The sequence below is a fragment of the Streptomyces sp. Tu 2975 genome (assembly GCF_009832925.1).
Classification (GTDB): Bacteria; Actinomycetota; Actinomycetes; order Streptomycetales; family Streptomycetaceae; genus Streptomyces.
Genome location: NZ_CP047140.1, coordinates 4,190,772 through 4,205,599, shown reverse-complemented (window position 1 = coordinate 4,205,599; position 14,828 = coordinate 4,190,772). Strand labels below are relative to the sequence as shown.

At 71.2% G+C, this 14,828-nt stretch carries 13 protein-coding genes, 2 tRNA genes and 1 other RNA gene; 12 read left to right on the top strand and 4 right to left on the bottom strand.

What is annotated here, in order from left to right; genetic code table 11:
- Positions 1 to 254: 254 nt before the first annotated feature.
- From purD to ffs, 3 genes are all read right to left on the bottom strand, one after another.
- Positions 255 to 1,517, bottom strand: coding sequence for a phosphoribosylamine--glycine ligase (gene purD / locus GLX30_RS18565; RefSeq protein ID WP_159690130.1), 1,263 nt, complete (start codon positions 1,515 to 1,517; stop codon positions 255 to 257).
- Positions 1,518 to 1,578: 61 nt separating this feature from the next.
- Positions 1,579 to 3,855, bottom strand: a complete 2,277-nt coding sequence (locus GLX30_RS18560) for a DNA polymerase III subunit gamma and tau (RefSeq protein WP_159690128.1) — start codon at positions 3,853 to 3,855, stop codon at positions 1,579 to 1,581.
- A gap of 54 nt (positions 3,856 to 3,909) precedes the next feature.
- Positions 3,910 to 4,008, bottom strand: an RNA gene (gene ffs, locus GLX30_RS18555) — signal recognition particle sRNA small type.
- Positions 4,009 to 4,105: 97 nt separating this feature from the next.
- Here ffs and GLX30_RS18550 point away from each other — a divergent pair.
- From GLX30_RS18550 to GLX30_RS18515, 8 genes are all read left to right on the top strand, one after another.
- Positions 4,106 to 4,193 (top strand) — tRNA-Ser (locus tag GLX30_RS18550).
- A gap of 388 nt (positions 4,194 to 4,581) precedes the next feature.
- On the top strand, positions 4,582 to 6,288 hold the full coding sequence (locus GLX30_RS18545) for a lysyl oxidase family protein (protein ID WP_208545439.1): 1,707 nt from the start codon (positions 4,582 to 4,584) through the stop codon (positions 6,286 to 6,288).
- Between the two features lie 212 nt (positions 6,289 to 6,500).
- Positions 6,501 to 6,917, top strand: coding sequence for a YciI family protein (locus tag GLX30_RS18540; RefSeq protein ID WP_159690119.1), 417 nt, complete (start codon positions 6,501 to 6,503; stop codon positions 6,915 to 6,917).
- Positions 6,907 to 8,142: a sigma-70 family RNA polymerase sigma factor gene (locus GLX30_RS18535; protein ID WP_159690116.1), complete on the top strand. Its 1,236-nt coding sequence runs from the start codon at positions 6,907 to 6,909 to the stop codon at positions 8,140 to 8,142. The genes GLX30_RS18540 and GLX30_RS18535 overlap by 11 nt, the downstream gene beginning before the upstream one ends.
- A gap of 84 nt (positions 8,143 to 8,226) precedes the next feature.
- Positions 8,227 to 8,895 (top strand): HhH-GPD-type base excision DNA repair protein, encoded by a 669-nt coding sequence (locus GLX30_RS18530; RefSeq protein WP_159690113.1) that lies wholly within the window; start codon positions 8,227 to 8,229, stop codon positions 8,893 to 8,895.
- A 165-nt stretch (positions 8,896 to 9,060) separates the two neighbouring features.
- Positions 9,061 to 10,596, top strand: a complete 1,536-nt coding sequence (locus GLX30_RS18525) for a M28 family metallopeptidase (protein ID WP_159695111.1) — start codon at positions 9,061 to 9,063, stop codon at positions 10,594 to 10,596.
- 372 nt (positions 10,597 to 10,968) lie between these two features.
- Complete coding sequence (locus GLX30_RS18520; protein WP_003955420.1) at positions 10,969 to 11,265, top strand: type II toxin-antitoxin system VapB family antitoxin; 297 nt, start codon at positions 10,969 to 10,971, stop codon at positions 11,263 to 11,265.
- Positions 11,266 to 11,457: 192 nt separating this feature from the next.
- Positions 11,458 to 12,057 (top strand): LytR C-terminal domain-containing protein, encoded by a 600-nt coding sequence (locus tag GLX30_RS18515; protein WP_159690110.1) that lies wholly within the window; start codon positions 11,458 to 11,460, stop codon positions 12,055 to 12,057.
- A gap of 90 nt (positions 12,058 to 12,147) precedes the next feature.
- On the opposite strand, the gene upp is transcribed toward GLX30_RS18515, so the two are convergent.
- Positions 12,148 to 12,783, bottom strand: a complete 636-nt coding sequence (upp, locus tag GLX30_RS18510) for a uracil phosphoribosyltransferase (RefSeq protein ID WP_159690106.1) — start codon at positions 12,781 to 12,783, stop codon at positions 12,148 to 12,150.
- 143 nt (positions 12,784 to 12,926) lie between these two features.
- Here upp and GLX30_RS18505 point away from each other — a divergent pair, with 143 nt between their 5' ends.
- The 4 genes from GLX30_RS18505 (at position 12,927) to GLX30_RS18490 (ending at position 14,511) form a co-directional block, all read left to right on the top strand.
- On the top strand, positions 12,927 to 13,115 hold the full coding sequence (locus GLX30_RS18505) for a hypothetical protein (RefSeq protein WP_159690103.1): 189 nt from the start codon (positions 12,927 to 12,929) through the stop codon (positions 13,113 to 13,115).
- A gap of 152 nt (positions 13,116 to 13,267) precedes the next feature.
- Positions 13,268 to 13,804, top strand: a complete 537-nt coding sequence (locus GLX30_RS18500) for a hypothetical protein (protein ID WP_159690100.1) — start codon at positions 13,268 to 13,270, stop codon at positions 13,802 to 13,804.
- A gap of 89 nt (positions 13,805 to 13,893) precedes the next feature.
- On the top strand, positions 13,894 to 14,334 hold the full coding sequence (gene tadA / locus GLX30_RS18495; RefSeq protein WP_244258472.1) for a tRNA adenosine(34) deaminase TadA: 441 nt from the start codon (positions 13,894 to 13,896) through the stop codon (positions 14,332 to 14,334).
- A gap of 92 nt (positions 14,335 to 14,426) precedes the next feature.
- Positions 14,427 to 14,511, top strand: a tRNA-Ser gene (locus GLX30_RS18490).
- Positions 14,512 to 14,828 lie beyond the last annotated feature (317 nt).

Genomic DNA, 14,828 nt, shown 5'->3' with positions numbered 1-14,828 from the left:
CCATAGTTGGGGCTTCGGCGGCCGTCATCCGGATAGGGAACCCGTCACCCGATGGAATGGCTTTGGGTAAAGGATCGCCCGCCCGGACGGAATGTCCGGGCGGGCGTCGTACGGCGGTGCGAGGTATCACCGGCGGCCTGGCCGGGCTTCACGCGGGCTGCCCGATCGCGCGAGGCGATGACGGACGTCGCCGGGCCGGTTGCGCGAGGGCGGACGTCGCCGCGTGCGCGAGGGCGCGGATCGGACGGACCGGCTCAGGCGCCGGGCAGGGACTCGGCGGCCTTGCGGGCGATGTCCGTGCGGTGCTGGGATCCGTCGAGGCGGATCCTGCCCACGGCACGGTAGGCGCGCTCCCGGGCCTCGGTGAGGTCCTTACCGGTCGCCGTGACCGACAGCACCCGGCCGCCCGCACTCACGACCGCGTCGCCGTCCCGCTTCGTACCGGCGTGCAGGACGTACGCGTGGGGCGCGTCCTCGGCCGCGACGGCCTCGAGGCCCTCGATCGGGTCGCCGGTACGGGGGGTGCCCGGGTAGTTGTGGGAGGCGACGACGACGGTCACGGCCGCGTCGTCACGCCAGGTGAGCGGGGGCTCCGTGTCCAGGGTGCCCTTCGCCGCATGGAGCAGGACGCGTGCCAGCGGCGTCTTGAGACGGGCCAGGACGACCTGCGTCTCGGGGTCGCCGAAGCGGGCGTTGAACTCGATCACCCGCACTCCGCGCGAGGTGATCGCCAGCCCCGCGTACAGCAGGCCGGAGAACGGGGTGCCGCGGCGGCGCAGCTCGTCCACGGTCGGCTGGAGCACGCTGGCCATGACCTCGTCGACCAGCTTCGGGTCGGCCCAGGGCAGCGGCGAGTAGGCACCCATGCCGCCCGTGTTGGGCCCCTCGTCGTCGTCGAGGGCGCGCTTGAAGTCCTGCGCGGGCTGGAGGGGAAGGACCGTCACGCCGTCGGTGATGGCGAACAGGGAGACCTCGGGACCGTCGAGGAACTCCTCGATCACGACCCGGCCGCAGGCCAGCGCGTGCTCGCGGGCGGCGGCCACGTCGTCGGTGACGACGACACCCTTGCCGGCCGCCAGGCCGTCGTCCTTGACGACGTACGGGGCTCCGAAGGCGTCGAGCGCCTCGTCGATCTCCTCCGGGGTCGTGCAGACGTAGCTGCGCGCCGTCGGCACTCCGGCCGCGGCCATCACGTCCTTGGCGAAGGCCTTGGAGCCCTCCAGCTCCGCAGCCTCCTTGGAAGGGCCGAAGCAGGGGATGCCCACCCGGCGCACGGCGTCGGCGACACCGGCGACGAGAGGAGCCTCGGGGCCGACGACGACGAGCCCGGCTCCGAGCCCGGTGGCGAGCTCCGCGACGGCCGCGCCGTCCATCTGGTCGACCGGGTGGAGCTCGGCGACCTCCGCGATACCGGCGTTTCCGGGCGCGCAGTGCAGAGCGGTGACGTCGGGATCGAGGGAAAGAGAGCGGCACAGGGCATGTTCGCGGGCGCCGCCGCCGATGACGAGGACCTTCACGGCAGTCAGCCTAACCGCCGGACGCCACTACCTGTCGTACGGGCCTCCGAGGGAGGGCCCGCTACTCGTTCGTATATTCCTCCACGACCGTCGCACCGAGCTCGCGCACGATGAGGTCGTGGCCGGACAGCGCGGAGTCCACCAGGTCCGGATCGTCCGCCTCCGGAACGTCGTCCTCGATGGACACCGGGGGCGGTGCGTACTGCTCCGCAGGGCGGGGCGGCTCCGGCGAGGACTGCGAAGCGGGAGCAGCGACAGCCTGAGCGGAGGACTGGTGCGACGTCTGCGACGGGGCCCGGTCGTACTGCGACGCGGGGGCGGCGGGGGCCGGAGCCGGCGGGGAGGCAGGGGCGGCGGCCTGGGGCCTGCCCTGGCCGTAGCCGCCCTGGCTGCCGTAGCCGCCGGGGCCGCCCGACGGAGGAGCGGTGCCGCCCGGGCCGCCGGAACCTCCGGACGGGTCGACGATCGCCTCGACCTTCCACTGCACGTTGAACTGCTCGGCCAGCGCCTGCTTCAGGACCTCCTCGCTGCCGCTGCTCGCGAAGTTGTCCCTGGCTCCGGCGTTGATGAAGCCCAACTGGAGGGTCGTGCCGTCGAAGCCGGTCACCTGTGCGTTCTGGCTGAGCAGGATCCAGGTGAAGCGACGGCGGTTCTTGACCGCCTCCAGGATCTCCGGCCACATGTTCCGCACCTGGCCGGCGCCCTGGGCCAGGCCAGGGCCGGGCCCCGCCGGGGCCGCCGGGGCGGGAGCGGGGGCCGGTGCGGGAGCGGCGGGCTGCGGCGCGCCCTGGCCAGGGGCGGAGGCAGTGGGCCAGCCGCCGGGCCGACGGGCCGGCTCCGCGGTCCCGGCCGCGCCGGCGGACACGCCGGGGCCCGCGGCCCCCGGCCACGCACCGGGGCGGGACGCGGCGGGTTGGGGCTGCGGCTGCTGGGGCTGCTCCGGCTGCGGCGGCCGTGGAGCCTGCTGGGGCGACTGTTGGGGCGGCTGCTGTCCGATGGGCGGCGCGGCGGGCTCGGGCGCGGGGGTCTGGGCCGGCGCGGGGACCGTGGGAGCCGCGTCACCGCGTGCCGCGGCACGGGCGGCGGCGGGGCCGGCACCCGGCGGCACGGGCGCGTGCGCCTGGGCGTCCGGCCCGGGCACGTATCCCATGGCGGGGCCCTGGCCGCCGGGCGAGAACGACGCCCCGCGCTCCAGGCGGTCCAGCCGGGCCCGCACCGACCGTTCGTCGTCGAACGCCGCCGGCAGCAGTACCCGGGCGCAGATCAGTTCCAGCTGCAGTCGCGGCGACGTGGCGCCCCGCATCTCGGTCAGGCCGGTGTTGACCAGGTCCGCCGCCCTGCTGAGCTCGGCGGCGCCGAACACGGCGGCCTGCGCCTGCATCCGCTCGACCACGTCCGCGGGGGCGTCGATCAGTCCCTTGGTACCGGCGTCCGGCACCGCGGCGAGGATCACCAGGTCGCGCAGCCGCTCCAGCAGGTCCGCGACGAACCGGCGCGGATCGTTCCCGCCTTCGATGACGCGGTCCACGACCTCGAAGGCGGCGGCTCCGTCGCCCGCGGCGAACGCGTCGACGACGGAGTCGAGCAGCGAACCGTCCGTGTAGCCGAGCAGGGCCGTCGCCATGGCATATGTCACACCGTCCTCGGCGGCGCCGGCGAGCAGCTGGTCCATGACGGACATGGAGTCACGCACCGAGCCCGCACCGGCCCGCACGACCAGCGGAAGCACTCCGTCCTCCACCGGGATGCCCTCCCGGCCGCACACCTCCGCCAGATACGCCCGGAGCGTCCCGGGCGGGACCAGCCGGAACGGGTAGTGGTGCGTACGCGACCGGATGGTGCCGATGACCTTCTCGGGCTCGGTGGTCGCGAAGATGAACTTCAGATGCTCCGGGGGCTCCTCGACCACCTTCAGCAGGGCGTTGAACCCCGCGGGAGTGACCATGTGGGCCTCGTCGATGATGTAGATCTTGTAGCGGCTGCTCGCGGGGCCGAAGAAGGCCTTCTCACGGAGCTCACGCGCGTCGTCCACACCACCGTGCGAAGCGGCGTCGATCTCGATGACGTCGATGGATCCGGGCCCGGTGCGCGCAAGGTCCTGGCAGGACTGGCACTTCCCGCAAGGGGTCGGCGTCGGTCCCTGCTCACAGTTCAGGCAGCGGGCGAGAATACGGGCGCTGGTCGTCTTTCCGCAGCCGCGCGGCCCGCTGAACAGGTACGCGTGATTGACCCGGTTGTTGCGCAGGGCCTGCTGGAGCGGGTCAGTGACATGCTCCTGACCGATGACCTCTGCGAACGATTCGGGGCGGTAGCGGCGGTACAGCGCAAGGGACGACACACCTACGAGGTTATCGGGGCCCACCGACAACCGGAGCCGCCCCGGATCCCTGAGAACGCAAACGCCCCTCACGCACCCGCCAGAGCCGACCTACCCTTGCTGCCTTCCGGCCCTGGGGGAGTTCAGTCAGATAGCGCCACGTGAGGGGCTGCACCCAGGCTACCCGATGCCGGGGAGTGGTCAGGACCCCCGGGAGGAAGATCGGGAAGGTGTTCGCGAGCACTCCTCAACGTCTTGTATTGTTTGCGGCGGAGGATTCGCCTAGTGGCCTAGGGCGCACGCTTGGAAAGCGTGTTGGGGGCAACCCCTCACGAGTTCGAATCTCGTATCCTCCGCCAGTGCCTCACCGGGCACGATGTCGAAGGGCCCCACCGTTCGCGGTGGGGCCCTTCGTCGTTCCCGCCGGCCGGGACCGGCGGAACGAGCCGTACGTCCCGCGCCGGGGGCGGGTCCGCGTTCCTCAGCGACGGGCACGGCGGCGTAGCACGGGCCGGGATGCCGGCGGGCGGGATCGGGTGCAGGTCGGCCGGATCCGGCGAAAAGGACATGGTTCCGGCCAACCATCCGCGAGCTGGGGGACGCGAGACAACCGCGAGGGCCGTCCTGCGCCTCTCACAGGCGGGACACAGCTTCGCGACGGGGGGCCGCGTCGTTTCGACGAGGGCGGCCGGATGTGCGAGCGGGCTGTTGATCCATGTCCCGTCAGGCACTCGGATATGAGGATTGATGACCAGATCCCACCATGCCCGCCTGTGGCGCCCCGCGATCGCCGCGGGCGCGGCGATCGCCGTCACCGCCGGCGTCGTCGCAGCAGCACCCGACGCCCAGAAGGCCCAGAGCAAGCCGAAGTTCAGTCTGATCGCCGCCTCCACGTCGGTGACCCTCGACTCCTGGAAGGAAGAGCCCGGCGTCTACCTCGACCTCGGGACCTACCTCACCGCGGAGAACGGCCCCCTCGAGCTCAAAGTGACCCGCAAGTCCTACAAGGACCCGGTCGTCGCCACGCAGATCATCCGGCAGGGGAACAAGGCGCCCAGGTCCAAGACCCTGCCCGCGGGGCTCGTGAAGGACTTCTCCGGGCTTCCCGGCTTCGTCCGGATCACGGTCACCGACGCGGCCGGCAAGACCGTGGTGACCAAGGACGAGGCGTTCTGCCCGAACAACGCCTCCGGCCGGGTCCGCCCCGACGCCCCGGCGAAGTCGAAGTATCCGCAGAGCTGTCCCACGAACCCCTTCACGCTCGGCTCGGTGTGGGGGGTGGAGAACGGCTGGGCGTCCAACACCTACTCCGGCTTCTACACCGCCCCGGTCGCCCTGCCGGCCGGCAAGTACACCGCCAAGGTGTCCGTGGCGAAGCGCTACCGGGACCTGTTCGGCATCGCGGACAAGCCGCAGACGATCAGCGTGACCGTGCGCGAACGCAGCTGGGAGGAGGGCGCGAGCGCCTCTGCGGCCAAGGAGCACGCGGGCCACGCCGCGGCCGGTCACTCCGGCCACTCCGGACACAGTGCGCGCCCGAAGGCGCCCGCGGCCCCCACGAGCGGCGCCGGGCCGTCGTACAACGTGGGCCACGGGCCCTACCCGCCCGCTCCGCCCGCCGTGCCGTGGGCCATCAAGAAGGCCGCGCTCAAGGCCGCGTCGCAGGCCGGTGACGGCGCCGGTCGTACCGACGGCTCCAGGAAGGCCCCCGCGCTGACGCCCAACGCGAACCGGCCGACCGGCAAGGCGTCCGTGCCGAACGTGCCGAAGCCCGACCTGCGGTCGCTGCCGGCCTACGGCATCCAGATCAGCGACGGCGGGGACGACGTCCCGGGCAAGGACTACCTGGCGTTCAGCGCCAACGTGTGGAACGCGGGCCCCGCGCAGCTGGTGGTGGACGGCTTCCGCTCCCCCGGCAAGAAGCTGATGGACGCCTACCAGTACTTCTACGACGCCGACGGCAAGCAGGTCGGCTACGCCCCGACCGGCACCATGGAGTGGGACCCGCGGCCCGGGCACGAGCACTGGCACTTCACCGACTTCGCCAGCTACCGGCTGCTCAAGGCCGACCAGAAGGAAGCGGTGCGCAGCGGCAAGGAGGCTTTCTGCCTGGCCAACACCGACGCCGTCGACTACACCGTGAAGAACGCCAACTGGCACCCGGAGAACACCGACCTGTCCACCGCGTGCGGCCAGGAGAACTCGATCTCCGTCCGTGAGGTGCTGGACGTCGGATCCGGCGACACGTACACCCAGGACCTGCCCGGCCAGTCCTTCGACATCACCGACCTGCCCAACGGCACCTACTACATCCAGGTGCTGGCCAACCCCGAGAAGCGGCTCCAGGAGACCGATCTCGGCAACAACAGCGCACTCCGCAAGGTCGTGCTGGGCGGCAAGCCGGGTGCCCGCACGGTGAAGGTGCCTGCGCACGACCTGGTCGACGCCAACTGACCTCCCCCGACAGCAGGGCCGGAACGCTCCGGCCGACGCCGGTCCCGGAACACGTTCCCGGGGCCGGCGTCGCACTTCTGCCGCCCTCACGGCGGCTCTGTGCGCGCCCGTGAAAAAAATCTGCCGCGTCATGTCGAGAACGCGCCGACGTCTCCGACGTCTCCTGTGAGAGTTGCCCACAGGGGTGACCGACCGGCCACAAGGAGCGAGTCATGAAGTACCTGGTGATGATTCAGGGCACGCAGGCGGACTACGAGGCGATGAGCGGCAACGGCTCCGAGAACGCCCCGGCCTGGAACGAGAAGGACATGCAGGCGATGTTCTCGTTCATGCAGAGCATCAACGACGACCTCGCCGAGTCCGGCGAGCTCGTCGACGGGCAGGGCCTGGCCGCGCCGGCGCAGACCCGGCACGTCCTGTCCGGCAAGGACGGCCGGCCGGTGGTGACGGACGGGCCGTACGGCGAGACGAAGGAGGTGCTCGCCGGATACTGGGTCCTGGAGTGCGAGAGCCTGGACCGCGTGACGGAGATCGCGTCGCGCATCACCCAGTGCCCGGTCCCCGAAGGCACCGTCGAGTACCCCGTGGTGATCCGGCAGATCATGGACGGCGGAGGCGATGTCTGCTGATCCCGGCCGGGTCGAGGACCTGCTGCGCCTGCACGCGCCGCAGGTCCTCGGTGCGCTGGTACGCCGGTACGGCCACTTCGACCTGGCCGAGGACGCCGTTCAGGAAGCACTGCTGGCGGCGGCGCAGCAGTGGCCGGCGATCGGCGTGCCGGAGAACCCGCGCGGCTGGCTGATCAGGGTCGCTTCCCGTCGCCTTACGGACCTGCTCCGCAGTGAGGAGGCACGGCACCGGCGCGAGGAGACCGCCGGCCGGCTCGCCCCCCGGGACGCCTTCACGGCACCGCCGCCCGGCGAGTCCCGCGCGCCCGCCGACGACGACACCCTCACGCTGCTGTTCCTGTGCTGCCACCCGGAGCTGGCCCCGGCGGCGCAGATCGCGCTAACCCTGCGGGCCGTCGGCGGTCTGACGACCGCCGAGATCGCCCGGGCGCACCTGGTGCCGGAGGCCACCATGGCGCAGCGGATCAGCCGGGCGAAGCAGCGGATAAGAGGTCTGCCGTTCCGGCAGCCCGGCCCGGGGGACCGGGACGCCCGGCTCGCCGCCGTACTGCAGGTGCTCTACCTGATCTTCAACGAGGGGTACACGGCGACCTCCGGCCGTGATCTGCACCGCGCCGACCTGGCGGCGGAGGCGATCCGCCTGGTCCGCGCCGTACGACGCCTGCTGCCGGGGGACGGTGCGGTGACCGGGCTGCTGGCGCTGATGCTGCTCACCGACGCCCGCAGCGCGGCCCGCACCGGCCCGCACGGAGAGCTGGTCCCGCTCGACGAGCAGGACCGCACCCGCTGGGACCGCGCGGCGATCGCCGAGGGCACCCGGCTGGTGGAGGAGGCGCTGTCGCAGGGCCCGGCGGGTCCGTACCAACTGCAGGCGGCGATCGCCGCGTTGCACGACGAGGCGCCGAGCGCCGAGGAGACCGACTGGCCGCAGATCCTCGCCCTGTACGACCTTCTCGTCGCCCGCACCCCCGAACCGATGGCCGAGCTCGGCCGGGCGGTGGCGACGGCCATGGTGCACGGCCCGCGGGCCGGTCTCGCCGAAGTGTTCCGCCTCGAGGACAGGCTGAGCGGCAATCACCGGCTCGAGTCCGTACGGGCGCACCTGCTGGAGAAGGCGGGCGACATCGACGCGGCCCGTGCCGCCTACCGCTCGGCGGCCGCCTCGACCTTGAGCATCCCGGAGGCCCACTACCTCCGGGCCAGGGCCGCCCGGCTGAAGCCGTGACACCCGCCCGGCCCTGGCGCCACAGCCCTGGCGCCGCCGGGCGCTTCGCTGGCGGCGCACCGGCCGCCGGGTGATCATCGGGGCATGGACGCCACGATTCACCTCGCCCAGCAACCGGAGGCCGACGAGCTCCTCGGCCGCAGCCCGCTCGCCGCCCTGATCGGAATGCTCCTCGACCAGCAGATCCCCATGGAATGGGCGTTCACCGGCCCGTACACCGTGGCGCAGCGCCTGGGCACCGACGATCTCGACGCGGCCGAGATCGCCGCCTACGACCCGGACGCCTTCACGGAACTGCTGCGGGAGAAGCCGGCGATCCACCGCTACCCCGCGTCGATGGCCAAACGGGTCCAGGAACTGTGCCGGTTCCTCGTCGACGAGTACGGCGGCGACGCGAGCGCCGTCTGGACGGAGGCGGCCGACGGTGCGGACCTGCTCGCGAGGCTGAAGGCGCTGCCGGGCTTCGGCGAGCAGAAGGCGCAGATCTTTCTGGCCCTCTTGGGCAAGCAGTACGGCGTACGTCCAGAGGGCTGGCGGGAGGCCGCCGGCGCGTACGGCGAGAAGGACTCCTACCGGTCGGCCGCCGACATCACCGGCCCCGAATCGCTCGCCAGGGTGCGGGCGTACAAGCAGGAGAAGAAGGCCGCCGCCAAGGCCGCCAAGGCCACACAGACCGCCAGGACCCTGAAGGCGACTAAGACAGCTAAGAAGGCCGAGTCCGCCCCGTCGGCGAAGCCGCCCAGGAAGCCCTGAAGAACCGGGAGTTGAAGTGGATGAGGCGCTTCCGTGCGCTGATGGGGGGAAATGCGCCATGAGTTACGGCACAAGTGTTCACAGGGGCGACGGAGATCGCTAACTTCCCCTCAACCCTCGTACACATCGGGAAGGACCTCTGTGAAGGCAACCCATCGCAGAGCCGTGGCCACCGTGGCCGCTGCCGCACTTGCGACCCCGCTCCTGCTGGCATCCGCCTCCCCGTCCGCTGCGCAGCGTCAGGACCCGGGCGACCGGGCGGCCATGGACGCGTCGAAGCTGGCACGGAAGCTGGTCCAGAAGTCGTCCGCGGACGACGCTTTCGAGCACCTTGAGAAGTTCCAGCAGATAGCGGACAGCACGGACGGCCACCGCGCCGCCGGTTCGCTCGGTCACGACGCCTCCGCGGCGTACGTGTACCAGCAGATGAAGAAGTACGGGTACGACGTGTCGTACCAGCGCTTCGACTTCATCTACACGGAGACGCTCGCCGAGAAGCTCTCCGTCGTCTCACCGGCGCCACGTGACGTCGAGATCGCCGCCATGACGTACACCAAGTCCACTCCTGTGGGCGGCATCAAGGCCGCTGTTGCGGCGGTGCCCGTGGACGACACGACCGGCTGCGAGGCGGCCGACTACGCGTCGGACACCTTCACCGGCAAGATCGCGCTGATCAAGCGCGGCGGCTGCAGCTTCGCGGAGAAGCAGGCCGCCGCGGCGGCCGCCGGGGCGGTCGGCGCCATCGTCTACAACAACACCGAGGGCAGCCTCTCCGGCACCTTGGGCGACCAGGCATCCGCGAAGATCCCGACCGGCGGCATCACGCAGGCCGACGGTGAGAAGCTCGCCGCCGACCTCGCCAAGGGCCCGCTGGAGGTCTCCTTCGAGGTCCGCGAGCTCCAGGAGAAGCGCAGCACCAACAACGTGATCGCGGAGACCCGCCGGGGCAACGCCGCCAACACGGTGATGCTCGGCGCCCACCTCGACTCGGTGACCGCGGGTCCCGGCATCAACGACAACGGCTCCGGCTCCGCCGGTCTGCTCGAGGTCGCGGAGGAGCTCGCCAAGCGGGAGAAGCAGCCCACCAACAAGGTTCGCTTCGCCTGGTGGTCGGCCGAGGAGAACGGACTGCTCGGCTCCGAGCACTACGTCGCGAACCTCAGCAGCCTGGGGAAGAAGGAGATCAAGCTCTACCTCAACTTCGACATGATCGCGTCGCCGAACTACGGACTCTTCGTCTACGACGGCGACAACTCCGACGGCGTCGGCTCGGGAGCCGGCCCGACGGGCTCCGCGCAGCTCGAGCGCGACATCAACGAGTTCCTCGACAAGCGGGGCACCCCGCACGAGGGCACCGACTTCACCGGTCGCTCCGACTACGGGCCGTTCATCGAGGTCGGTATCCCGTCCGGCGGCACCTTCACCGGCGCCGAGGGCATCAAGACCGAGGCGCAGGCGAAGAAGTTCGGCGGTGTCGCGGGCATCGCGTACGACGTGAACTACCACGCCGCGGGCGACGACATCAGCAACATCAACATGAAGGCGTTCGCCGTCAACATCGGCATCATCGCCAACGCCGTGGGCACCTACGCCCACGACATCAGCTCGCTGCGCAAGCCGGTCACGACCGTCCCGACGGACGGTGACGCGGGCAGCGGCGGCGGCCTGCACGACGGTCACGACCACGAAGTGACCGAGTAGCACCCCCCGTCACACCAGCCGCTCCGCCCACGACGGGCGCCAGGCCGCAACGGTCGCGGCGCGCCGCGGGCTCATCGCCCGCGGCGCGCCGTTCGCGCGTACAGCGCCGCGGGACCCGGATGACGCCGCCCCCGTTCGAGCGAATCAGCCGCACGGTCCGCCGGCTCGACCAGGCCCCCGGCACCTGGTGCCCGAAGGCGGCGACCGACCCCCGAACCCCCGCGGTGGCCGCGGAGACACCGGAGAGGTCGCCCTGATGCCGGCGGGGAAGACCAGCGAGAGACCCCATTCTCCCGGTTTGCACAGTACTGATCAGATCGCACCGCGGTTCCATGGCTGCGCCATGAGCCTCTTGACCGGTAGGCTTTCCGTGTGATCTTCAAGCGCATCGGTAACGGGCGGCCGTATCCCGACCACGGCCGGGAAAGCACCCGGCAGTGGGCGGATGTCGCGCCGCGCCCGGTCCGCCTCGATCAGCTCGTGACCACCAAGGGACAGCTGGATCTCGAGACGCTGCTCGCGGAGGACTCGACGTTCTACGGGGACCTCTTCGCCCACGTCGTGAAGTGGCAGGGCGACCTCTATCTGGAGGACGGCCTGCACCGCGCGGTGCGCGCGGCCCTTCAGCAGCGTCAGGTCCTGCACGCCCGCGTGCTCGAGCTGGGCTGAGCCGGCCGGAGCCCCGGTTCTCAACCGGCCGCGCCGGCGGCGGGCAACGCCACAGGGGTGGTCGACCACGGTCTTCGGCTGATCCTTTCGGGGTCCTTTCGACACCGTACGGACGCAATCAACTGATCGTTTAGTAGGCATAGCCACCGCACCGCACTACGCTGCGCCCATGAGCATGCTGACTCCCCCGGCATGGGCGGAAAGTACCGCATCACGGGCGACAAGTACCCACGAATGCGACGCCCCCGGAACCGCCGCAGGATCGTCTTTGCGGCTGTCGCCGCGGTGGTCGCGCTGGGCCTCGCCGGCTGGGGGACGCTGCAGCTCATCGACGCGTTCACAGGCGGCGGCGCGAAGACCTCCGCGAGCGGGGGCGGCACGCGGTGCAAACCCGCCCCGTCCCCCTCCGCGGCGCCCCCGCCACCACTGCCCCGGCAGATCACGGTGAACGTCTACAACGCGACACCGCGCGCCGGTCTGGCCAAGTCGACGGCCGATGAGCTGAAGAAACGTGGCTTCAAGATCGGCAAGGTCGCGAACGCGCCGGTGGCCTACGACAAGAAGGTCCCCGGCACCGCCGTACTGCTCGGAGCGTCCACCGCCCAGAACGGCGCCTTCCGGGTGCTCGGCACCCAGATCCAGGGCTTCCAGGCGAAGACCGACACCCGCACGACCGGGGACGTCGACTTCATCATCGGCACCGCTTTCAAGGCCCTCGACGCGAAGGCGAGCGCGGACGTCGCCCTCGCGGCGCTGTCACAGCCGAAGCCGGCGCCTTCCGGCAAGTGCTAGGTAGACCCGCCCCAGGGACGACGGAAGGGCCGGAGTTCTCCGGCCCTTCGGGGGTCCTGCGGCGCGGTCGGCCGCACCACTGAGGGATCGCTAGTCGGCCGTCCCGTACATGCGGTCACCCGCGTCACCGAGGCCGGGCACGATGTACCCGTTCTCGTTCAGGCGCTCGTCGACCGAGGCGGTCACGACGGTCACGGGGGTGCCCGCCAGCTCGCGCTCCATCACCTCGACGCCCTCCGGCGCCGCGAGCAGCACGACCGCGGTCACATCGTCCGCACCGCGCTTGATCAGTTCACGGATCGCGGCGACCAGCGTCCCGCCCGTCGCCAGCATCGGGTCCAGCACGTACACCTGGCGCCCGGAGAGGTCCTCCGGCATGCGCGTCGCGTACGTCGAGGCCTCGAGCGTCTCCTCGTTGCGGATCATCCCGAGGAAGCCCACCTCGGCGGTCGGCAGCAGCCGGACCATGCCGTCGAGCATGCCCAGGCCGGCCCGCAGGATCGGCACCACCAGCGGCCGCGGGTGGGAAAGCTTCACACCGGTCGTGCCCGTCACCGGGGTGTGGATGTCGACCTGCTCGGTGCGCACGTCCCGAGTGGCCTCGTACGCGAGCAGGGTGACCAGCTCGTCGGCGAGGCGCCGGAAGGTGGGGGAGTCGGTGCGCCTGTCGCGCAGCGTTGTGAGTTTGTGCGCCACCAGCGGGTGGTCGACGACGTGGATCCGCATGGCGTCAACAGTAGCCCGCACTCGCATCAAGGACGGTTCCGGAGGGAAGGTGGAGAGGTGTCTCCCCAGGCCGCAGGGCCGAGGAAGCGCCCGCGGACAGGTCCCGGGGGGAGTACGGATACAGCCGTGGGGTGGTGTGGCCGATGCCGGAGCCCGAGCCGGAGCCGGAGCCGGAACAGGAGATCGCGACCGACGGGGAGCGCCGCAGACGACGCGCCCAGTTCCTGCGCGAACTCAACGAGGCCAAAGCGCTGCGCGACCGTGTCCAGCCGCGACGCGCCCGAGCGGCCCGGATGCGCCGGCAGATGCGTATGCGGACCTTTCGCTGGTAGACCGTCCCACGAGCCCCTTAAGAACTGATGGCCGACGCAACGACGGAAGACCTCTCGCAACGCGCCTCTTTCTGCCACGATTCCGAGTGGGCGGGGCACGAACGCAGAACGCGCCGCCGGTCGTCACACCTCTGATCAGTGGGAGAGTCACGGTGTACTTCGCCGCACTGCTCGCGCGCACTCATGACGGGTGGGAAGCGAGCGACACAGAGCTCGACGATGTGGAGACCCTGTCGGATCTGACCGACCTGGCCCGCGAAGCCTCGGTTGACGAGGACACGGTCCTCGTCTTCATCGAGCAGGAGGACGCCTGGTTCGGCGTCCTCCGGGTCGAGGGCGAGGAGGACCCTCGGATCTTCGTCTCGGACGCGGCCGCTGCCGCACGCTCCTCCTATGGGGAGATCCTCACCAACGAACTGCTCGGCGGGGACGACGACGACCCTGCCGCCGACCTCGACGCGCTGGACCTCGACGGTACGGAGGACGGAGAACCGGAGGAGGACGGGGCCGACACGGTCGATCTGCCCGCCCAGGCCGGCGAGTCCGTCCCGACGGGTCCGGCCGGCGACCGCGAGATCCTCGCCGATCTCGGGATGTCCGAGAAGGAGCTGCTGGCGCTGGAGACGGACGCGCTGTCGGAGATCGCGGACGCGCTCGGTGCGGGCGAGGTACTGGAGACCGTGCGCTAGTGCCCCGCCCGGCAGACGAACACGCACCGGCGCGCACGTCGGAACCGGTGCCGGTGAACGACCCTGTGCGCGGTCCGTGGGAGGCGTCGATGCGCCTCGCCCTCGGCGAGGCGGACCGCGCGGCACGGGGCGGCGACGTGCCGGTCGGCGCCGTCCTCCTCTCCGGAGACGGCACGATCCTCGCCGTCGGACACAACGAGCGTGAGGCGACGGGCGATCCGACGGCGCACGCCGAGGTGCTGGCGATCCGCAGAGCCGCGGTCGTCCTCGGCGAGTGGCGACTGACCGGCTGCACGCTCGTGGTGACGTTGGAGCCGTGCACGATGTGCGCCGGCGCGATCGTGCAGTCGCGGGTGGCTCGCGTGGTCTACGGCGCGCGGGACGACAAGGCCGGCGCGGCGGGCTCCCTGTGGGACGTCGTGCGGGACCGCCGGCTCAACCACCGGCCCGAAGTCGTGAGCGGGGTGCTGGGCGAGGAGTGCTCGAAACAGCTCACGGCGTTCTTCCGGGACCGGCCGGGCAGCCTCTGAGGAGTGCCCGCCGGCAGTCAGGAAGGTGCTCGGCGGACGCATGCCCCTCACCGATTTCGGAGCACGGCCCACCTTGGGCTAAGCTCTCTCCCGGTAGCGTGTCCGAGCGGCCGAAGGAGCTCGCCTCGAAAGCGAGTGTGGCGCAAGTCACCGAGGGTTCAAATCCCTCCGCTACCGCTCTTGTCGAAGGCCCCGGTGCATGGCACCGGGGCCTTCGTCGTGGCCGCGGGCCTCTCCGGACGGCCAGGACCTCACCGTCGGCGGCTGCGGCCCGCAGACGGTTCTCCAGGCACCGCCGAGGCCGCCCGGGATCCGGCACCTGCGTGCGGATGCGATGAAGGGGCGACTTCCGGCCGGACCGGCGCAGGGAGCGCACGCGGGCGGGGGCGCCGCGGCAAAGGCCGGTGAGCGGCTCCGCGACCGGTGCTCCGCCCGACCCGCACGCGCAAAGGGCATGAGGAACAGGCTCTTGGCCGTGGAAAATCTGTCCGAAT